Here is a 19,624-nt window from a genome sequence, read left to right on the forward strand (position 1 = left end):
CCAGATTGGACGGAGCCGTTTATCTAACGGCAAGACCGGTACTTCTGCGCCGCGCGCGGACATGAGCCGGATCGAGGCAAGGCGGAACTGATGTCAGAAACAAGCGCTAGCGCGGTTGCAGATCCCAATACACACGCCGCTACCGCGGACGGCACCACGGCAGGCGCGCCGGGCGGCGTGCGCCGGCGTGACTTCATCGATATCGCGGCTCTGAGTGCCGCCGGCGTGGGCGGGCTTGCCGTTCTCTACCCGCTGATTTCGCAAATGGCGCCGTCCGAAGACGTGCTTGCCGAAAGCACGACCGACGTCGACGTCAGCGCGATCGAGCCTGGACAGGCGATCAAGAGCGTGTTCCGCAAGCAGCCGCTGTTCATCCGCCGCTTGACGGACGCAGAAATCGCTGAGGCGAACTCGGTTCCGCTGAGCGCGCTGCGCGATCCGGAGACCTTGTCCGACCGTACGCTGGAAGGCCATCTGAGCCTTCTCGTGACGATGGGTGTATGCACCCATCTCGGCTGCGTTCCGCTGGGCGTCACCGAAGGCGAGAACCGCGGCGAATTCGGCGGCTATTTCTGCCCGTGCCACGGGTCGCACTATGATGTGGCGGGCCGGATCCGAAAGGGTCCTGCGCCGACCAACCTCGTGGTGCCGGAATACACGTTCAACACCGACACCGTCATTCGCGTAGGCTAGGAAACGAGAGAGCCGATATGAGTTTTGCCTGGGCCAAGCAGTATGAGCCGTCGAACGGCCTGATGAGGTGGGTGGACGAGAAGCTGCCCCTTCCTCGCCTCGTCTACAATGCGGTCGGTGCCGGATATCCGGTGCCGCGCAACCTCAACTACATGTGGAACTTCGGCGTGCTCGCCGGTTTCGCCCTGGTGTTGCAGATCGTGACCGGCGTGATCCTGGCGATGCATTATGCCGCCAATGCCGAGGTCGCGTTTGCGAGCGTCGAGCACATCATGCGCGACGTCAACTGGGGCTGGATGCTGCGCTATGCGCACGCGAACGGCGCGAGCTTCTTCTTCGTCGTCATCTACCTCCATATCTTCCGCGGCCTGTTCTATTCCTCCTACAAGGCCCCGCGCGAGATGATCTGGCTGCTCGGCGTCGTGATCTTCCTGCTGGTGATGGCGACCGCCTTCATGGGCTACGTGCTTCCCTGGGGCCAGATGAGCTTTTGGGGCGCGAAGGTCATCACCGGCCTGTTCGGTGCGATCCCGCTGGTCGGCGAGAGCATCCAGGTCTGGCTGCTGGGCGGTTTCGCGCCCGATAACGCCGCGCTCAACCGCTTCTTCTCGCTGCACTTCCTGCTGCCGTTCGTGACGGCGGGCGTCATCATCCTGCACATCTGGGCATTGCACATTCCCGGATCGTCGAACCCGACCGGCGTCGAAGTAAAGAGCGAGAGCGACACCGTGCCGTTCCACCCGTACTACACGGCTAAGGACGGCTTCGGGCTGGGCATCTTCCTGCTCATCTATTTCGCGGTCGTATTCTTCTTGCCGAACTATCTCGGCCACGCGGACAACTATATCGAGGCGAACCCGCTGGCGACGCCTGCGAACATCGTGCCCGAATGGTACTTCTGGCCGTTCTACGCGATCCTGCGCGCCTTCACCTTCGACTTCATCCTGCCCGCGAAGCTGTGGGGTGTGCTCGCAATGTTCGCGTCGATCCTGCTGTGGTTTTTCCTGCCGTGGCTCGACAAGTCGCCGGTGCGTTCGGGTCACTACCGTCCGCTGTTCCGCAAGTTCTTCTGGTTCGGCCTGATCCCCTGCATCCTCGTGCTGGGATATTGCGGCGGTGCGCACCTCAGCCCGTGGACTATCGCACTGAGCCAGCTTGCGACGGCCTATTACTTCCTTCACTTCCTGGTGATCCTGCCGCTGATCTCGAGCTTCGAGAAGACCGAGCCGATGCCCTATTCCATTACCGATGCGGTGCTCAACGCGGACAAGAAGCCGGTGCTGGGCGAAAACACCTCGCCCGCGGTTTGAAGACGAAAGAAAGCGCTTACTAACATGGCTCGTCTGATTGCAATTCTCGTTGGCCTCGGCTTCACGCTGGTGGTGCTGATTTCCTTCGGGGTGGACACCTACACCTCGATTACCGAACCGGCGCCCGAGACCGCGGAGCACAAGTTCCACCTCGAACCGAAGGCCGTTTCGTTTCCGCATGACGGCGTGTTCGGTAAGTGGGACACGGCGCAGCTGCAGCGTGGCTACGTCGTCTACAAGGAAGTCTGCGCTGCTTGTCACAGCATGAAGTTCGTCGCGTTCCGCGATCTGGCCGATCTCGGCTATACCGAACCCGAAGTGCAGGCACTGGCAGCCGAATGGCAGGTTCCGGGTGTCGATCCGCAGACGGGTGAAGCCGTCCTGCGTGCAGGCGAACCGACCGATTATTTCCCTTCGCCCTATCCCAATGCCGTGGCTGCTGCTGCCGCCAACAACAACGCCATTCCGCCGGACCTTTCGCTGATGGCGAAAGCACGGCACGGCGGGGCGGAATATATCTACTCGCTGCTGACGGGCTATCAGGAGCCTTCGGAAGAACTGCTGGCCGAATTCCCCGAAGCGGCGCCGGGTCAGGGACTCTATCACAATCCGTATTTCCCGAACCTCAACCTCGCGATGGCTCCGCCGCTGACGGCGACCGGGCAGGTTTCGTATGAGGACGGGACAGAAGCGACCATTCCCCAGATGGCGAAGGACGTCAGTGCGTTCCTGAGCTGGACGGCGGAACCGACCAAAGTGAAGCGCACACAGACCGGTTGGCCGGTGCTTGGCTTCGTCCTGTTTGCGACGATCCTTGCCTACCTGTCCAAGAAGCAGATCTGGGCAGCGGTGAAGCCGGCCAAGCGCAAGGACTGAGCCCGTCGCTTCCGCAACCGACCGCATGACGCCTGCAGAGCTGCGGGCGCTCGTGCGAACGGTGCCGGATTTCCCGGCGAAGGGGATACAGTTCCGCGATATCACGACCCTGCTCAATCATGGGCGGGGCCTTGCCGATAGCGTTGCCGCATTGGCCGACAATGTCGCAGCGCACGCTCCCGACCGGATCGTCGGCATGGAAGCGCGCGGCTTCATCTTCGGCGCGGCCGTGGCGGTCCACCTCTCGTTGCCGTTCGTCCCGATCCGCAAGCCCGGCAAGCTTCCGGTCGAAGCACTGAGTGTCGATTACGCGCTCGAATATGGAACCGACCGGCTCGAACTGGATGCTGGTGCAATCGCAAAGGGCGACCGAATCGCTATCGTCGACGACCTCATCGCAACCGGCGGAACCGCGCTCGCAGCTGCAGAGCTTCTGCGGCAGGCCGGGGCAGATGCCGTATGCGCGGGGTTCGTGATCGACTTGCCGGACCTCGGCGGCGCAGCGAAACTGGAGGCGGACGGCGTACCCGTTTCCGCGCTGATGCAGTTCGACGGCGACTGATTTGACCCGAGCGCCGAAATTGGCGATTGTCGGAACCCTACAGAGACACGGTTTGTTAAGTAATGTGACCGCGCGCCAAGCGCGGCGACGCAGGGGGCGCTAGCACACTAGACATGGAAGAAACCGCACTCGTCATCGCCCTTGTCGGCGTACTGGGCATCGGTGCCCAGTGGGTTGCTTGGCGGACGGGCTGGCCGGCAATCGTCTTGATGCTGGCAGCGGGCTTTCTGGCCGGTCCTGTGCTCGGCATCTTCGATCCGGAGCTGACCTTCGGCGAAATGCTGGAGCCGATGGTGGCGATCGGCGTTGCGCTGATCCTGTTCGAAGGCGGCTTAAGCCTCGATTTCCGTGAACTCCGCCACGCAGGGGGCGGCGTGCTCAGGCTGGCGACAGTCGGGGTCATCGTCGGGTGGTTCCTCGGAAGCGTCGCAGGCAACTGGATTGCCGGGCTCGCATGGCCTGTGGCGATCCTGTTCGGCGGCATCCTCATCGTGACCGGACCGACGGTGGTCATTCCCCTGTTGCGGCAATCGTCGATCCAGGCGCGCCCGGCCTCGATCCTGAAGTGGGAAGCCATCGTCAACGACCCGACCGGCGCGCTTTGCGCGGTCATCGCCTACGAGTATTTCCGCCTCTCCGCCGATGGTGCGACCGTGTTCGAAGTCGTGCCGCCGCTGCTCATCGCCGCTGCACTTGCCGGATTGATCGGTTACGCTGCCGCGGTCGTGATCGCGTGGTCCTTTCCGCGCGGACTGATCCCGGAATATCTGAAAGTGCCCGTTCTCCTGACAACGGTCATCGCTGTGTTCGTCCTGTCGAACCTGATCGAACATGAGGCCGGTCTGGTCGCCGTTACGGTCATGGGCGTGGCGCTCGCGAACATGAACGTATCGAGCCTGCGAAGCATTCACCCGTTCAAGCAGAACATCGCGGTGCTGCTCGTTTCCGGCATTTTCATCCTGCTGTCGAGTTCGCTCAACTTTTCCGACCTCGAATTCTTCAACTGGCGCTTTGCCGGTTTCCTCGTCGCGTTGCTGTTCGTCGTACGCCCGGCGACAGTGTTGATCTCGCTGCTCGGGAGTAGCGTACCCTGGAACGAGCGCCTGCTGCTCGCGTGGATCGCCCCGCGCGGTATCGTGCTTGTCGCGATTTCAGGCCTGTTCGCGCTGCGCTTGACCGAACTGGGCTTCGAGGGCGGCAGCGTCCTCATCGGCCTCAGCTTCGCGGTGGTTGTCGTCACGATCGTCGCGCACGGCTTCACCATCGATCTCGTCGCTCGGCTGCTGAAGGTGAAAGGCAACACTCGGCCTGGCTTGCTCATTGTCGGCAGTACGCCGTGGTCGATCGACCTCGCGCTGCAGATGCAGGCGCTCAAGACACCCGTGACCGTGGTCGATTCGAGCTGGCAGCGACTTGCGTCCGCGCGCCAGAAGGGTCTGCCCTATTACCACGGCGAGATCCTCAACGAAGCGACCGAGCACAATCTCGACCTATCACCTTTCCAGACGCTGGTCGCGGCGACCGATAACGAGGCTTACAATGCCCTCGTCTGCAACGAGTTCGCGTATGAGATCGGGCGGGATTCGGTTTATCAGCTCGGCGAAGCAGGCGACGACGACGACCGGCATGCCATTCCGCTTTCGCTGCGCGGACGCGCCTTGTTCGAAGCGGGCTTCGGCGTGGCCGAGGTCAACGAGCTCGGCAAGAAGGGTTGGGTGATCCGCAAGACCAAGCTTACCGAGGAATTCACGTTCGAAGACGCGTTGGAGAAGCTGCCGAAGGACGGCCATTTGCTGATGCTGCTGCGCGATACCGGGCAGATGCGGTTCTTTACGCATGCCGCCCGGCCCGAACCGCGTGCCGGCGATACGGTGATCAGCTATTCGCCGCCCCAACCGAAGACCGCCGAGGAGGCTGCTGCAAAACGCTCCGGCAAAAGGGGCGGCGGCAATCCGCAGCCGGCATAGGAGGGAATTGATGCGACGCCTGTTACTTGCCGCCACCGTTCTCGCAGGACTTTCCGCCTGCGACCGCGACCGCGAGCGCGACGGTCCGCTGATCGGCGGCGAAGAGAGTATCATCGAGGAAGAGGAGCCGGTGACGGACGTGCCCCGCCGCTCGATCTTTCGCGAGGATGTCGAGCAGCCGGATATGGAAGCCGCTGCACTGGAGCCTCTGCGCGAGACGATCTCCTTCGCCGAAGGGCAGCGAGAGCTCGATACAGCAGCGCGCGCGGCGTTGGTCGAGATCGCCCAGTCGCCGCAGTTCAGGGAGTCGGGTCAGATCACGCTGCGCGGCCATACCGACAGCGGCGGCAACGACGAGGTGAACCTGCGGGCATCGGAACGGCGCGCGAACCTCGTCCGCGATTGGCTGGTCGAGCATGGCGTCGACGAAGAGCGGATCACCGTCATCGCGATGGGCGAGCAGAACCCGGTCGAGCCGAACGCGATGCCGGACGGCACGCCCAACGAGGCAGGCCGCCGGGCCAATCGGCGGGTGGAGGTCCATATCGCCGTGCCGGAAGAAGATGAAATGGCGGAGACCGATGCCGAAGAAGACGAGGCGGCTGCATCACCGTCACCTTCAGCTACGGGCTCGCCGACTGCGAAGCGCAGCCCAGCGAACTAATCGAGCCGCGCTACCAGCGACAAGGTCCGCTCGGCCAGTTCGCTGCGGCAAATCAAAAGGTCGGGCAAATACACGTCTTCCTGGTTGTAGCGTAAAGGACTGCCGTCGATCCGTGAGCAATGGAGTCCGTGCGCCATGGCCACGGCTACCGGCGCGCAGCTGTCCCATTCGTATTGGCCGCCCGAGTGCAGGTAGATTTCCGCTTCGCCGCGCACGACGGCCATGGCCTTTGCGCCGGCCGAACCCATCGGGATGAGGTCCGCACCGAGCGCTTCGGCGACGGCCAGGGCTTCCTTGGCCGGGCGCGTCCGGCTTACCACCATGCGCGGCGTTGCCGGTGCTTCGAGCAGGGTACGCGGCTCGTCCGTACGCAGGACCGTTCCGCCGGAGAGGCCGGGAAGGGCGACCGCACCCACTTCGGCGACACCGCCGACGGAAAGCGCGACATGGACGGCCCAGTCGCTGCGTCCCTCGCCGAACTCGCGGGTTCCGTCTACAGGATCGATAATCCAGACCCGCTCCTTATCGAGCCGCTCCTTGGTGTCCTTGCTTTCTTCGGACAGGTAACCGTCTTCCGGGCGTGCTTCGGCCAGCAGCGGCATCAGCAGCCGGTTTGCAGCCGCGTCGCCCTCGTTGCCGAGCGCCTTGCCAGTAAGGCTAGTCTGCTCGCGCAGTTCGAGCAGCAGCTTCCCGGCGCGCTCTGCCAGATGCGCTGCCAGTGCAGCGTCGCTCAGCTTAGCCAGATCACTCATTTCAGCGGCAGGATGGCGGCTATGATGGCATCCGCAGCTTCTTCCACCGACATTTCGACGGTGTTGACGCGGATTTCCGGCTCTTCCGGCGGCTCGTAGGGGCTGTCGATACCCGTGAAGTTCTTCAGATTGCCCTCGCGTGCCTTGCGGTAGAGCCCTTTGACGTCGCGTTGCTCGGCTACTTCGAGCGGGGTGTCGACGAAGATCTCGATGAACTCGGCATCGGCGATCATCTCGCGCACCATCCGGCGCTCGGCACGGAAGGGGGAAATGAACGCGGTAAGCACGATGAGGCCGGCATCGGTCATAAGCTTGGCGACTTCGCCCACGCGCCGAATGTTCTCGATCCGGTCGGCCTCGGTAAAGCCGAGGTCGCGGTTGAGACCATGGCGCACGTTGTCCCCGTCGAGCAGGAAAGTGTGCCGATTCATCAGGTTGAGGCGCTGCTCGACCGCATTGGCGATGGTCGATTTGCCCGAACCGGATAGCCCGGTGAACCACAACACGCGGGGCTGCTGGTTCTTCATCCCCGCATGCTCTTCGCGGGTAATGGTCGTCGGCTGCCAATGGACGTTCTGCGCACGGCGGAGGCTGAAGTGAAGCATCCCGGCACCAACCGTCGCATTGGTCACCTTGTCGATCAGGATAAAGCCGCCCAGCGCCTTGCTATCTTCGTAGGCTTCGAAGGTAATGGGCTGTTCGGTGCGGAGTTCGGCAACCCCGATAGCATTCAGCTGCAGGGTTTTCGCCGCCAGATGATCGAGCGTGTTGACGTCGATCTCGTATTTCGGCTCCTGCACCGAGGCGGTCACCGTCTGTGTGCCGATCTTGAGCCAGTAGCCACGGCCGGGCTTCAGCGCTTCCTCGCCCATCCAGACGATCGTCGCCTCGAACTGGTCGGAACTTTCGGGCGGATCGTCAGCGGCCGCGATCACGTCGCCGCGGCTGCAATCCACTTCGTCGTCGAGCACCAATGTCACCGACTGGCCCGCCTGCGCGCTATCGAGGTCGCCGTCGAATGTCGCGATGCTTTTGACAGTGCTCGTCTTGCCGGACGGTACGATCCGCACCGTGTCGCCCGGCGCGATGCTGCCGCTGGCGATCAGTCCGGAAAAACCGCGGAAGTCGAGATTGGGGCGGTTCACCCACTGCATCGGCATACGGAACGGACGCTCGGCGGCTTCGGCTGCCGAAACCTGAACCTCTTCAAGATGTTCGATGAGGCTCGCTCCGCGATACCACGGGGTGTTGTCCGACGGCGCGGCCGTGATGTTGTCGCCGCGGAAGCCCGAAATCGGGATCGCCGTAAAATCGGCTATACCGATATCCGCGGCAAACTTGCCGTAATCCGCAACGATCTCGTCGAAGCGGTCTTCGGTATAGTCGACGAGGTCCATCTTGTTCACTGCCAGCACGATGTTCCGGATGCCGAGCAGGTGGACAAGGTAGGAGTGGCGCCGGGTCTGTTTCAGCACGCCCTTGCGCGCGTCGATCAGGATCACCGCGCAATCGGCGGTCGAGGCGCCGGTGACCATATTGCGGGTATACTGTTCGTGGCCAGGCGTGTCCGCGACGATGAACTTGCGCCGCTGTGTCGCGAAGAAGCGGTAGGCGACGTCGATCGTGATGCCCTGCTCGCGCTCTGCGGAGAGACCGTCGACGAGCAGCGCGAAGTCAAGCTCCTGCCCCTGCGTGCCGACCCTGCGGCTGTCGGCTTCGAGCGCGGCAAGCTGGTCCTCGAACACCATCTTTGAATCGTAGAGCAGTCGCCCGATCAAGGTGGACTTGCCGTCATCGACGCTGCCGCAGGTGATAAAACGCAGCAGGGTCTTGTCCTGATGCTGAGCAAGGTAGCCTTCGATGTCGTCCGCGATCATCTCGTCCGGCGTGTAGCGGGGGCTGTCCGAAGGGGTTGGTGAGTGCGTCATCAGAAGTAGCCCTCCTGCTTTTTCTTCTCCATGCCGGCACCGCCTTCGTCCTGGTCAATGACGCGCCCCTGCCGTTCGCTGGTAGTGGTGAGCAGCATTTCCTGGACCACTTCAGCCAATGTCGCGGCCTCGCTTTCGACGGCCCCGGTAAGCGGAAAGCACCCTAGCGTACGGAAGCGGATCGAACGCGTTTCCGTTTCCGGGCGCTTACCGAGCACCCGCTCCAGCCGGTCGAGGTCATCGGCCATCAAGAGCTGGCCGCCATGTACGAAGGTCGGCCGGGGCGCTGCGAAATACAGCGGCACGATCTCGATGTCCTCGGCCATGATGTACTGCCAGATATCCAGCTCGGTCCAGTTCGACAGCGGAAAGACACGCATCGATTCGCTGCCGGATAAACGGGTGTTGTAAACGTTCCAGAGTTCGGGCCGCTGCGCCTTCGGGTTCCATCCGTGGCTTGCCGTACGGATCGAGATTACCCGCTCCTTCGCCCGGCTCTTTTCCTCGTCGCGGCGTGCTCCGCCGAATGCGGCATCGAAACCGTAATGGTCGAGCGCCTGTTTCAGACCCTGGGTCTTCCACATATCCGTATGGAGCGCCCCGTGATCGAAGGGATTGATCCCGCGTTCTTCGGCCTCTTCGTTGCGCCACACGAGCAGCTCCATGCCGCTTTCCCGCGCCATCTTGTCGCGCAGTTCGTACATCGCCTTGAACTTCCACGTCGTATCGACATGAAGAAGCGGGAACGGCGGGGGTGAGGGATGGAAGGCTTTCCGCGCCAGATGCAGCATTACCGCGCTGTCCTTGCCGACGGAGTACAGCATGACCGGCTTATGCGCGGTCGCCGCGACTTCGCGCAGGATATGGATGCTTTCGGCTTCAAGCCGCTGAAGATGGGTCAGGGGGCGTGTCATATTCGCGGTACAGCTAGCTACAACTGCCGCCCTTGCAAATAAGAATGGGTTTAGGACCGAGTAGCCGGGAACGCGAAATCCCGTGTTGACCTGAGGCGGCGGAGCGCAGTATCGGAGCCTTTCCGCCAGCCGGATGCGAAGCGGGTATAGCATAGTGGTAATGCTCTAGCCTTCCAAGCTAGCTAGAGGGGTTCGATTCCCCTTACCCGCTCCAACCGCAGCGTTTCCAAAGCCTCGTCGCTCTATTTCGCTGTCATTGCACAGGCCGCGCCGATAAGGTCCGCCGCGGGATGAGGAACGAGACAATTACCGGCGCTTCGCCGCGGCGGCAGAGCCGGCGGTTTCTCCTGCTCTACGCGCTCGCCTCGGCCGGAGGATCGGCTTCCTACGTTCCGCTGCTTACGCTGCTTCTACCCGCACGCGTCGCCGAAATCTGGACCGACAATACGATTGCCGTCCTGTCCTCGCTCCTGTTTGCGGGTGCGCTCGCAGCCAGCGCCGGGAACATCCTGTTCGGCTGGGCGAGTGACCGGACGGGCTCGCGAAAGGGGTGGATTGCAGCGGGTCTTGCATTGTCGGCGATCCTTCTTTGCCTGATGCAGTTCGCGGAGAGCTTTGCTGGGCTGCTGACCCTCATCATACTGTGGCAGTTCGCCCTCAACATGATGCTCGGGCCGCTCCTTGCATGGGCCGGCGACTGCATCCCCGATGCGCAGAAGGGCACGCTCGGCGGGCTGCTTTCGTTGTCACCAGCCTGCGGAGCACTAGCAGGCGCGCTGCTGACGATACCGGGATTGGCGGGTCCCGATACGCGGCTGGTGTTGTCCGCCGGTATCGCAATCGTGATGGTCCTGCCGGTGCTCCTGTTCGGAAACCCCGTGCCGATGCCGCAACTGATGCTCGACGAGCGGGCGGGGGCCGAAGAACGAGGCGTGCCGCGCAGCGCGCATCCGGTTGCGCGCATGTGGCTGGCGCGGCTGTGCATCCAGATCGCCGAGGCGGCCCTCTTCTCGTTCCTGTTGCTCTGGTTCCGCAGCGTGGACGAAGGGCTTACGGATAATTTCACGGCGCGGCTCTTTACGGTGGTGCTCTTCGTTAGCGTACCCGTATCGCTCGCCGTCGGTCGGTGGTCCGACCGGATCGCGCGGCCCATCCTGCCGCTTGCGATCTGCGCCGGTATCGCGTCGATCGGTCTCGCGGCATTGTCCGTCGCCGAGACGCCGCTGGCGGGTATCGCCGGCTATATCCTGTTCGGCGTGATGGCCGGCGTATTCCTGTCGCTGCACGCAGGCCAGACCCTGCGCGTCCTGCCGCGTGCCAGCACCAGAGGCCGCGATCTCGGCATATTCAATCTGACGAACACCGTGCCTTCGCTGATCGTGCCGGGCCTCGCGCTCGCGCTGATACCGTTATTCGGTTTCGGCGCGCTCTTCATCCTGCTTGCGGCCTTCGCGGCGCTCGCGGCTCTCCTGCTCGTTTCGATCCTCTTTCAGAGGCCGGTTCGTTAAAATGGTAGCGATAGCATTTTAAGATTGCCGCGTTAGAACGGCCTGGTGGTGCTAGCATGGTAACAATCCGCGAAGTGGCGAAGGAGGCAGGCGTATCGGTCGCCACGGCCTCGCGCGCGCTCAACGGCCTCGCGATCGTAACGCGCAGTACCCGGGAGAAGATCGAGGCTGCGGCGGCGAAACTGAATTACGTGCCCCATAGCGGGGCGCGCAGTCTGACGCGGCAGCGTACCGATACGATCGGCGTGATCCTGCCCGACCTGTTCGGCGAATTCTTCTCGGAGATCATTCGCGGGATCGACCTCGTCTCGCACGGTGCCGGCAAGACGCTGCTGCTCGGCAACATGCACGGAAGCGCGGAAGAGGCCGAGAACGCGGTGCGCGCGATGCGCGGGCGTGTCGACGGGCTACTGGTGATGCCCCCCAACTTGCGGGTCGAAACCATCTGCGGCGCGCTGAACGAGGCAATTCCGACCGTTCTGCTGAATGCGGAGACGAAGGACGGCAGCATCCCCTTCGTCACAGTCGACAATTACGCCGGAGCTCGCCTCGTCACGGAGCACCTTGTCGAGCGCGGCGCGCGCAACATCGTCCATATTTCCGGACCGCGGGCAAACTTCGATGCCCGCGAACGGCAAAAGGGTTTTTGCGACGTCTTGCGAGAGCGCTTCGGCGAAGGTGAGCCCCGCGTGATCCCGGGAGACTTTCGCGAGGGTGCCGGGCGCAAGGCGGCGCGGCTGCTGCTCGACAGCAAGGAAAAGATCGACGCAGTGTTTGCCGGCAACGACATGATGGCGATCGACCTAATGAGCGAACTGCGCGATTGCGGCGTAATTGCCGGGCGCGACATAATGGTCGCCGGTTTCGACGATATTCCGCTCGCGCGGTACGTAACCCCGCAGCTGACGACGGTGCATTCCGATATTACACGGCTCGGCAGTGCGGCTGCGATGATGATGCTGCGAATGATGCGGGGTGAAAAACTGGGGCCTGGCGACAATCTCGTCATCGAACCGACGCTGGCTATCCGCGGCTCGACCGCAGAGTTCCGCAATTAGGACGAGCCCCCGGGCTTGGAATGCATTAAGAGCTGCGGCATAGAATGTAACCGTATTCATTCCAGCCGACAGGTCGCACACGTGAATTCCAGCCGAACTCTGCTCTTTCCTTTGTTGTCCGCGACGCTTTTAGTGTGCTCCGGCTGCGCTTCCACCGGACCGCTTCGGGCAGAGCCGCTGCACCAGGTCGGCCAGCATCCGCACGAGCGACTGGCCGACGAGGGTTACGCATTCCAGCTGTTCCTGCCTCGCTCATTGTCCGGGGAAGACGAGAAGACGGGCGCATGGCCCCTTATGATATTCCTTCACGGTTCGGGCGAGCGGGGTGACGATGTCGCCAGGGTCAAGGTTCACGGCCCTCCGAAACATGCGGACCGCGATCCCGATTTTCCCTTCATCCTGATTTCGCCGCAGCTGCCGGCAGAGCAGGACTGGGATATCATGAAACTGGAAGCGATACTCGCGCACGCGCTCGAAACCTTACCGGTCGATCCGCAGCGGATTTACCTTACCGGCCTGAGCCGAGGCGGCCACGCCACGTGGCGCTGGGGCGCGGCCGAACAGGACAAGTTCGCGGCACTTGCCCCCGTAGCGGGACGGGGCGATCCCGAAACCGCCTGCCGCCTGACCGACATTCCGGTATGGGCGTTCCACGGGGACCGCGATGATGTCGTCATACCGGAAGGCAGCTTCGCGATGTCGCGCGCAATCCGTGCGTGCGGCGGGAGGATGAGCAAGCTCACAATCTATCCCGATCTCGGCCACAATGCATGGGATCCTGCCTACGCCGATCCCGAACTGTACCTGTGGCTCCTATCGCAAAGGCTCGATAAAGCCGGGCAATGACGACGTGAGCATCTTGCGCGCCGCCGTATTGCTGGTGATCGGACTACTGGTTGCCGGCTGTGCGCACGTTCCTGCGCCCGTGCCCCTGAATCATCTGTCCGTTCGCGTGATGACCTTCAACATCAGGCTCGACCTCGCCTCCGATGGCGAGAACGCATGGCCGCAGCGCAAAAACATGGTAGGCGTGCTGCTAGGACATGAGCGTCCGGACATCGTCGGCTTTCAGGAAGTTTTGCTCCATCAGAAGCGCGATCTAGAAGCTGCGATGCCGGGTTACGCCTTTTACGGCGTGGGCCGCAACAATGGCAGGGAAGCCGGTGAATTCGCCCCACTCGCTTGGCGAGACGATCGGTTCGAAGCGCTCGAAACCGGTACGTTCTGGCTGGCACCCGAAACGCAAGTTCCCGGCAAGGGCTGGGACGCCGGCTACCCCCGCACGGCGACTTGGGCGATCCTAAAAGAGCGTGCGACGGGCGTTACATTTCGCGTGCTCAACACGCATTTCGACAACAGCGGCGTTGAGGCTCGGCGGCAAAGTGCGCGCTTGATCAACGATTGGGTCGACAGTGCGCCTGAGGAAACGGAAGCCGTGATCGTGATGGGCGACTTCAACGCAGCGCCCTCCAGTCCGGCATACGCCTCGCTCGTCGGCCGGCGCCTTTCCGATACGCGCGCCATGAGCGTGCAGCCGCCTTATGGCCCGGCAGGCACTTTCACCGGCTTCAATATCCTGCATGCCGCAGCGGAGCCGATCGATCACATTTTCGTCGCGGGTGAAGTCCGGGTCGCAAGTCACGCTACGATTACGCAGCACTGGGGCGGACGGCTCCCGTCCGACCACTACCCGGTGATGGTGGAATTGATCAGTAAGGACGCCAGGTAAATCTCGGATCAGCCGACACGGAGCTCGGCGGCAACACCGAAATGATCGGAAGGGTAGTTTGCACCGACCGGAAGATCGCCGAAACGGCGCGCGTCTGTTACCGTGAAGAAGGCAGGATCGACAAAAATATGATCGATGACGCGCGCCCGGTGCCCCTCCGCCGTATTAAGCGTCGTATCGCTTGCTCCCGCTGCCAGCGCACTGGTGAAGCGGTTCGTTAGCGGAGCCAGTTCCGGCGCGGAGAGTTCGGCGTTGAAGTCGCCCATCACGATGCGCGGTACGCTGTCGGCAGGCAACCATTCGAGCAGGTCGCCGATCTGCTGAGCTCGCATAGGTCCTTGTTCCGGCTTCCATGCGAGGTGCGTATTGACCACGTCCACCGATCTGCTGCCGAGATTGACCCGCAGCCGAAGCGCAGTCCGATGGTCACTGGCCGGGGCAAGCGCACGCCAGTCTTCGGAAACTGCAGGCAAACGCGAGAGGATCGCGTTTCCGTATCTGTTCGCAGCATTCTTTGGCGCCGTAGAAGCGAAATGGACCGAGTATCCGCCAAGCGCATCGGCAATGGTTCTCGCCTGATTGGGCAAGTTCTTCCCGCTGTCCTGCAAAACTTCCTGAAGACCGATTACGTCGGCATCGATCCCGCGAAGAGCTTGGACGAGCAAGGGCAGCCGGGCGGGCCAATCACCCGCGTCATGCCATATGTTGAAGGTCGCGACCCGAATCCGCCGAGTGGACGAAGCCAGCGAAGCGCAGGCGGACAGGGTGAACGACGCCGCCCCCATGGCCAGAAGTTCGCGCCGGTCAAGCAACGCAGCGCTCCTTAGTCCGCCGACTCGTCGAGCCAGCCGCCCTCAAAGCCCAAACGCTCCAGCCCGCGGCGAATATGCGGGTTCTTGCGCATGGTTTTCCAGACAAAACCGCTGCGGTGGTTTTCCATCATTGCGAGGATCGGGCCCTGATCGATGCCGAGATAATCTCTCGCGACCCAACCTTGCTGCGGATCGACATCGCCGGAGCGGCTGCCCGCATCGGTGAAAGTGTAGCTCGGGTTGAACGCATCCTTGAAGCCGTACCGAGTGTAAAGCCGCTCCCCCTGCGCGTCGCGCATTGCCATCAGAGCGGGTATGGTGATCTCCGGCGCGAAAGGAACCGAGCCGCCGGGCGCAGTGGGAACGAGCGTCCCGTCGTCGATCACCCGCTCGGAACTTACGCCGCGGGCGGCATAGCCGAGAAATTTGCGCGGTTTACCATTGACGATACGTCCATTAGCGGCCCCGGTCGGCCCGTCCGACGCGGTCCAGCCCCATATGGCAGCGGAATAGCCGGTCCAGCGGTTCGGATTGTCGGCGCCGTAGGCCTGCTGCGCGAGTGTCGCGCGGCGGCTGTTTTCGAAATAATCGATGCCCTTGCCGCGCATGAATTCGTCCTGGATAGCGCGGAAATCGATCCAGACATGACTGTACTGGTGTCCGAACAGCGGTTCGAACTGAAGATATTCCTCGCCGTAATAGGTGCCCCAGTCATTTTCCAGATCCGCGGCCCAACCGGTATCCCAGGCCTCCTTGGAAATCGGATGCGTCGGCGATCCGGCGGCAAGGATATAGACCAGCATGGCTTCGTTATAGCCTACCCAGTCGTGCGTACCGAAGTCGCCCCCGCCGACGCTACCCGGCTCGCGTTCGGGATACCATCCCATGGCGATGGACAGCGGACTGCCGCCATTGGCGGAGGGAATGACGCTGTTGCCGCGCTGAACGAAGGACCAGTCGACGCGGGAATAGATGCGTTCGGCGAGTTCGCGGATTTCAGCTTCGATCGGGTCGTTCCGGTCGAAGTAGCTTTGGGCGAACAAGATACCGCCGAGCAGCAGAGCGGTGTCCACCGTCGAAAGCTCGGTATTTCCCCTGCGCGTACCGTCGTCATTGTTGAGGAAGTGGTAGAAGAACCCCTTGTGACCACTCGTTCCGCTTTCGGCCGGACCTTGCGGAGCGTTCCAATAGAATTCGAGGCAATCGCGGGTGCGCTGCGCAGCCTCTTCGCGGGTGACGTAGCCGCGCTCGGCACCGATCCCATATGCGGTCAGTGCGAAGCCGGTCGCCGCAATGGACGAGAAAGGATTGCTCGGCCACCGGTCGGGCGCAAGGCACTGCTCGGTATCGGTCGTTTCCCAGAAGTAGTCGAAGGTGCGCTTGGTCAGTTCTTCGGAAAACGCTTCGCGGCTTTGCTCGGCGACCGGGGTCGATGCAGCGGGCGGAGCGGTTACTGGCGCACAACCGCTGACCGCCAGGGCGAAAGCAACGGGGGCGGATACAAGGAACGGCTTCATACAAGATTTCCGAGTGTCGGCGGTAGATTGAAAACACGAAACGGCGAGGCCGAAGCCCCGCCGCCCGCGACCCGAAGGCCTCGACTATTTAAAACTCGAAGCCAGCGGAAACTTTCAGCAAACGGGGGAAGCCGTCGGTGCCGTACCCGAACCGGTTCCGTTCGCCGGTCAGTGAACTGAAGCTATTGTAATTCCTGTCGTTGAAGACGTTGATGACGTCCGCACGTACCCAAAACCGGTTTTCGTCATTGATCAGACCCAGATCGATGTACTTGGTCAGCGACAGGTCGAACTGACGGAAGCCCCAAAGATCGCCGAGCCCGTCTCGCTCGACGGCTATGATATCGCGAGAGTTGGGATCGCCAACCGTCGAAGTAAACGACTGGAGGTAAGGCGGCGAGGAATATTGCAGCTTCGCACCCATCGTGAAGTCCAGCGGCAAGTCTGCGGTGGCAGCCATCACGATGCGATGCTTGCGAACCCCAGCCGACCGGATGACCGGATAGTCTTCGAACGATGGGAAATCGAGCGAGAAGTATTCGCCGAACCGCCGGTTTTCTTCAGCAAGCGTGAAGGTGTAGGTCGCGTCGAACGACCACGGCGAGGTTCGGGTGTACCGCTTGTTCAGCTTGAGATAGCCCGAGTCGAGATCAGTGTTGATCCCGTTAGTTCCGATCAGGATCGAGCCGTACGGACTTGGCGGATTTCCGAAAGGCGAACTGGCATTTCCGGTTTCAGGGAAGAAATCGCCGTTCGGACGCCGGTTGCCGAGCAAATATCCGAACCCGTCGCGGCTGGCGATGTGGCGGTAGCCCACTTCAACGTTCAGCAAATCGAAGGTGCTACGCACGCCAAGACTGAACTGGTCGGAGTAGGGAAGTTTCAGATCGTTATTAATAAAGCGCAGTTCGCCGCCAGCCCCCGGAGGAGCGTTTGCAATAAGCTGGTTGCGGCCTTCTTCAGTCAGATAGATCGGATCGAAGGGAACACAGGTTGCGCTAAGCGTACATTCGCCGCGCGGGTCGCCCGCATTCTGAAACCGGAACGTGCGGCCGAACGAAGCGCCCTGAACCAGCTCCTGCTGGATGAAGTCGAATTGGTTGCGGTCATAGGACCGACCGTAACCGCCGAACAGCACGAACTGCCCGTCTGGGTCGAGCCAGTAGGAGAAGCCGATGCGCGGCTGGATTGCTCCGTAGAATACCTCGCGCTCGGTCCCGGTCGAGATGTAGTCGTTGATGTCGTAATTGGCGTTGACGAGGTTAGGATAATTATCCGGCTGCACCGCGGCAACACGGTCGGGGTCGGCCACGTAGTCAAGGAAATCGGGTGTACGCTCGAAATCCCAGCGAACACCGAGGTTCAATGTGAGCCGTTCGGTGACATCCCAGTCGTCCTGAATGTAGGCACCGAACTGAAACGTCTCGGAATTAAGCGATACGTCATCGCCGGGCACGACGGCGCTGAAATTGACCTCGTACGGAATGTCATCGTTGAACGGACCGCTGTTGAGCGGGCCGTCCGGATTATACGAGACATTATACACATACTGTGGGTTGAAGCTGTTCTGCTGGATCGAATTGAGCGTAACCCATTTAGCCTTCACGCCGGCCTTGATTGTGTGGCGATCGAAGCCGATCCAGGTAAAGTCGTTCGAAATCTGGAATCCGTCCTGACCCTTGTCCTGAAAGTTGCGGCTACCACCCGTCTGCAGAATTGTACCTTCACGCCGCACCCCGTCTTCGAATAGTTCCGCGCGGTAGATGTTACGCGGTTCGAAAACGAAAGGCCGAGGGTTCCATGTAACGTCTTCATACGACAGCTTCAGGTCGTTGATGAAGTTGTCCGCAGTATGCTCCCACCGGGCCAAGCCGCGCCATTCCTTGACGCTGGTAACCGTCCGCGTGCTGTACGCGGCGTTTCCGCTGCCGAAATCTTCGCCGTCTTCATCCCGATACTTGACCGAAAACTGGAATAGGTCCGACATATTCGGCGTAAAATCGATTTTGCCGAAGTAGAGGTTCTCGTTGAAGATTTCGCTCGCAGAGCCGAAAAGCCCCTGATATTCGCTCGGAAAATAGCTCGGCGCAAGGTCGAGGCCCGGCGTCACGTCGCGCGGCGTGATGATCTCTTTGCCTTCGTAGGTGGCAAAGAAGAACAGTTTGTCGGGAATGATCGGACCGCCGAGCGTCCCGCCGTACTGCAGGTCCTTGCTCTCAGTTTTCCCGCTCGGATTGGTCCCGAAGATTTCGATCGGGCGCGCAGCGCGCAAATCTTGATTGGTGAAGTCCACGAAGCCGGAGCCGCGAAACTCGTTCGTTCCTGACTTGGTGATGGCGGTAATGGCGACCGAGCCGACTTGATCGAACTCCGCCTTGTAGTTCGAACTAATCACCCGGTACTCGCCGATCGCCGCCTGCGGAAAAGGATTGCCGACTGTGGAATCTTGACCGGTGACGCCGCCGCGCAGCACGTAATCCTTTTGACCGATACCGTCGATGAAGACATTGACCGAGTTGCTAGTCTGAGCACCGCCCTGCAGGCGGCGATCGCCTCCGAAACTATCGACAAACTGCACGCCCGGAGCGAGATCGGCAAAAGCGAGGAAATTGCGGTTCGTCTGCGGAATCTGCTCGATCAGACGCTGCGAGATATCGATGCCGACCTCGCCGCCTTCCAGGGTCCGGATGCGCTCGCCGGTCACTAGGATGACGTTTTCGCCATCCGCCGGCGTGTCAATCGCAACTTCGGGGTCTTGCAAGGGTACGAGTTCGCTCACGTCGAAATCGAGCGAAGCATCCTGCGCTACCGAAAGATCGAAAACGTCGGTCGTCAAAACGCCGTTCGCGGTCGTTACTTCGAGGCGGTACTGACCCGGCGCAAGCGAAGCGAAGTTATAGCGACCGTTCGGCGAAATCGTAACTGTACGCCGCGTGTCACGGTCGACTCGCACAGCCGTGATTTCCGTCGCACCGCCGGTAATAGTACCGCGCAGCGACGCATTCGACTCCTGCGCGTGCGCCGCTGGAGCGGAGGCGATCGCGATTACGCCGGTGCAGGTGCCTACAGCAAGTGCTGCGGCGAATTTGCGAAGCGTGGCGCTGCGCAGCGAACGGGAGCGTGTAGATGCCTTCATTAGGTTCCTCCTGCTAACCGGAGCCGCCCCTGCAGCGCCGGGGATCCGCACGTCGGTTTTGGCCGATCGTTACGAATCAGAATGGTTACTCGGCTCTTGTAACCGGTTTCATAATAGCTGTATAGCTTCGCGACAGGGGCGCGGAATCGCGCTAAAACAACGCGAAACTCGCAAAATTTTCGGGCTACGGGAGAGAAT

Annotated in this window: 16 protein-coding genes and 1 tRNA gene; 11 read left to right on the forward strand and 6 right to left on the reverse strand. The window is 61.7% G+C overall.

All coding sequences use genetic code 11. The annotated features are described in order from the left end of the window. Positions 1 to 90 precede the first annotated feature (90 nt). The 6 genes from petA (at position 91) to HUV48_RS08990 (ending at position 6,072) form a co-directional block, all read left to right on the forward strand. Positions 91 to 693, forward strand: coding sequence for a ubiquinol-cytochrome c reductase iron-sulfur subunit (gene petA, locus HUV48_RS08965; protein ID WP_176267478.1), 603 nt, complete (start codon positions 91 to 93; stop codon positions 691 to 693). A gap of 17 nt (positions 694 to 710) precedes the next feature. Then, complete coding sequence (locus HUV48_RS08970) at positions 711 to 2,003, forward strand: cytochrome b (RefSeq protein ID WP_176267479.1); 1,293 nt, start codon at positions 711 to 713, stop codon at positions 2,001 to 2,003. Between the two features lie 24 nt (positions 2,004 to 2,027). Beyond that, positions 2,028 to 2,879, forward strand: coding sequence for a cytochrome c1 (locus HUV48_RS08975; protein WP_176267480.1), 852 nt, complete (start codon positions 2,028 to 2,030; stop codon positions 2,877 to 2,879). A gap of 25 nt (positions 2,880 to 2,904) precedes the next feature. Continuing rightward, positions 2,905 to 3,441: an adenine phosphoribosyltransferase gene (locus tag HUV48_RS08980; RefSeq protein ID WP_176267481.1), complete on the forward strand. Its 537-nt coding sequence runs from the start codon at positions 2,905 to 2,907 to the stop codon at positions 3,439 to 3,441. 113 nt (positions 3,442 to 3,554) lie between these two features. After that, a complete protein-coding gene (locus HUV48_RS08985; protein WP_176267482.1) occupies positions 3,555 to 5,408 on the forward strand; it encodes a cation:proton antiporter in 1,854 nt (617 codons plus the stop codon). 10 nt (positions 5,409 to 5,418) lie between these two features. Continuing rightward, complete coding sequence (locus tag HUV48_RS08990; RefSeq protein WP_176267483.1) at positions 5,419 to 6,072, forward strand: OmpA family protein; 654 nt, start codon at positions 5,419 to 5,421, stop codon at positions 6,070 to 6,072. Here the strand turns inward: HUV48_RS08990 and HUV48_RS08995 are convergent. From HUV48_RS08995 to cysD, 3 genes are read right to left on the reverse strand one after another with little or no spacing between them, the layout of a single operon-like run. Continuing rightward, on the reverse strand, positions 6,069 to 6,824 hold the full coding sequence (locus HUV48_RS08995; RefSeq protein WP_176267484.1) for a 3'(2'),5'-bisphosphate nucleotidase CysQ: 756 nt from the start codon (positions 6,822 to 6,824) through the stop codon (positions 6,069 to 6,071). The two genes, HUV48_RS08990 and HUV48_RS08995, sit on opposite strands and share 4 nt — an antisense overlap. Further along, positions 6,821 to 8,752, reverse strand: a complete 1,932-nt coding sequence (gene cysN, locus HUV48_RS09000) for a sulfate adenylyltransferase subunit CysN (RefSeq protein WP_318656076.1) — start codon at positions 8,750 to 8,752, stop codon at positions 6,821 to 6,823. Before cysN ends, HUV48_RS08995 begins: the two co-directional genes overlap by 4 nt. Beyond that, positions 8,752 to 9,666, reverse strand: a complete 915-nt coding sequence (gene cysD, locus HUV48_RS09005; RefSeq protein WP_176267485.1) for a sulfate adenylyltransferase subunit CysD — start codon at positions 9,664 to 9,666, stop codon at positions 8,752 to 8,754. Before cysD ends, cysN begins: the two co-directional genes overlap by 1 nt. A gap of 140 nt (positions 9,667 to 9,806) precedes the next feature. Here cysD and HUV48_RS09010 point away from each other — a divergent pair. The 5 genes from HUV48_RS09010 (at position 9,807) to HUV48_RS09030 (ending at position 13,961) form a co-directional block, all read left to right on the forward strand. Then, positions 9,807 to 9,880, forward strand: a tRNA-Gly gene (locus HUV48_RS09010). A 76-nt stretch (positions 9,881 to 9,956) separates the two neighbouring features. Beyond that, complete coding sequence (locus HUV48_RS09015) at positions 9,957 to 11,174, forward strand: MFS transporter (protein ID WP_176267486.1); 1,218 nt, start codon at positions 9,957 to 9,959, stop codon at positions 11,172 to 11,174. 56 nt (positions 11,175 to 11,230) lie between these two features. Beyond that, positions 11,231 to 12,232, forward strand: coding sequence for a LacI family DNA-binding transcriptional regulator (locus HUV48_RS09020; protein WP_176267487.1), 1,002 nt, complete (start codon positions 11,231 to 11,233; stop codon positions 12,230 to 12,232). An 81-nt stretch (positions 12,233 to 12,313) separates the two neighbouring features. Next, complete coding sequence (locus HUV48_RS09025) at positions 12,314 to 13,078, forward strand: carboxylesterase family protein (RefSeq protein ID WP_176267488.1); 765 nt, start codon at positions 12,314 to 12,316, stop codon at positions 13,076 to 13,078. Positions 13,079 to 13,082: 4 nt separating this feature from the next. After that, positions 13,083 to 13,961, forward strand: coding sequence for an endonuclease/exonuclease/phosphatase family protein (locus HUV48_RS09030; RefSeq protein WP_176267489.1), 879 nt, complete (start codon positions 13,083 to 13,085; stop codon positions 13,959 to 13,961). 8 nt (positions 13,962 to 13,969) lie between these two features. Here HUV48_RS09030 and HUV48_RS09035 read toward each other — a convergent pair whose 3' ends face one another. The 3 genes from HUV48_RS09035 to HUV48_RS09045 form a co-directional block, all read right to left on the reverse strand. Then, on the reverse strand, positions 13,970 to 14,773 hold the full coding sequence (locus HUV48_RS09035) for an endonuclease/exonuclease/phosphatase family protein (RefSeq protein ID WP_176267490.1): 804 nt from the start codon (positions 14,771 to 14,773) through the stop codon (positions 13,970 to 13,972). Between the two features lie 11 nt (positions 14,774 to 14,784). After that, entirely contained in the window at positions 14,785 to 16,290 is a 1,506-nt protein-coding gene (locus HUV48_RS09040) for a glucoamylase family protein (RefSeq protein WP_176267491.1), read from the reverse strand. 88 nt (positions 16,291 to 16,378) lie between these two features. Next, positions 16,379 to 19,426: a TonB-dependent receptor domain-containing protein gene (locus tag HUV48_RS09045; RefSeq protein WP_176267492.1), complete on the reverse strand. Its 3,048-nt coding sequence runs from the start codon at positions 19,424 to 19,426 to the stop codon at positions 16,379 to 16,381. Positions 19,427 to 19,624: the final 198 nt, after the last annotated feature.

Origin of the sequence: Qipengyuania atrilutea (assembly GCF_013370205.1) — a bacterium.
Classification (GTDB): Bacteria; Pseudomonadota; Alphaproteobacteria; order Sphingomonadales; family Sphingomonadaceae; genus Actirhodobacter; species Actirhodobacter atriluteus.

Excerpts from the sequence above, each read along its gene's own strand:
- petA (WP_176267478.1), top strand. The coding sequence starts at position 91 with ATGTCAGAAACAAGCGCTAGCGCGGTTGCAGATCCCAATACACACGCC.
- HUV48_RS08970 (WP_176267479.1), top strand. The coding sequence starts at position 711 with ATGAGTTTTGCCTGGGCCAAGCAGTATGAGCCGTCGAACGGCCTGATG.
- HUV48_RS08975 (WP_176267480.1), top strand. The coding sequence starts at position 2,028 with ATGGCTCGTCTGATTGCAATTCTCGTTGGCCTCGGCTTCACGCTGGTG.
- HUV48_RS08980 (WP_176267481.1), top strand. The coding sequence starts at position 2,905 with ATGACGCCTGCAGAGCTGCGGGCGCTCGTGCGAACGGTGCCGGATTTC.
- HUV48_RS08985 (WP_176267482.1), top strand. The coding sequence starts at position 3,555 with ATGGAAGAAACCGCACTCGTCATCGCCCTTGTCGGCGTACTGGGCATC.
- HUV48_RS08990 (WP_176267483.1), top strand. The coding sequence starts at position 5,419 with ATGCGACGCCTGTTACTTGCCGCCACCGTTCTCGCAGGACTTTCCGCC.
- HUV48_RS08995 (WP_176267484.1), bottom strand. The coding sequence starts at position 6,824 with ATGAGTGATCTGGCTAAGCTGAGCGACGCTGCACTGGCAGCGCATCTG.
- cysN (WP_318656076.1), bottom strand. The coding sequence starts at position 8,752 with ATGACGCACTCACCAACCCCTTCGGACAGCCCCCGCTACACGCCGGAC.
- cysD (WP_176267485.1), bottom strand. The coding sequence starts at position 9,666 with ATGACACGCCCCCTGACCCATCTTCAGCGGCTTGAAGCCGAAAGCATC.
- HUV48_RS09015 (WP_176267486.1), top strand. The coding sequence starts at position 9,957 with ATGAGGAACGAGACAATTACCGGCGCTTCGCCGCGGCGGCAGAGCCGG.
- HUV48_RS09020 (WP_176267487.1), top strand. The coding sequence starts at position 11,231 with ATGGTAACAATCCGCGAAGTGGCGAAGGAGGCAGGCGTATCGGTCGCC.
- HUV48_RS09040 (WP_176267491.1), bottom strand. The coding sequence starts at position 16,290 with ATGAAGCCGTTCCTTGTATCCGCCCCCGTTGCTTTCGCCCTGGCGGTC.
- HUV48_RS09045 (WP_176267492.1), bottom strand. The coding sequence starts at position 19,426 with ATGAAGGCATCTACACGCTCCCGTTCGCTGCGCAGCGCCACGCTTCGC.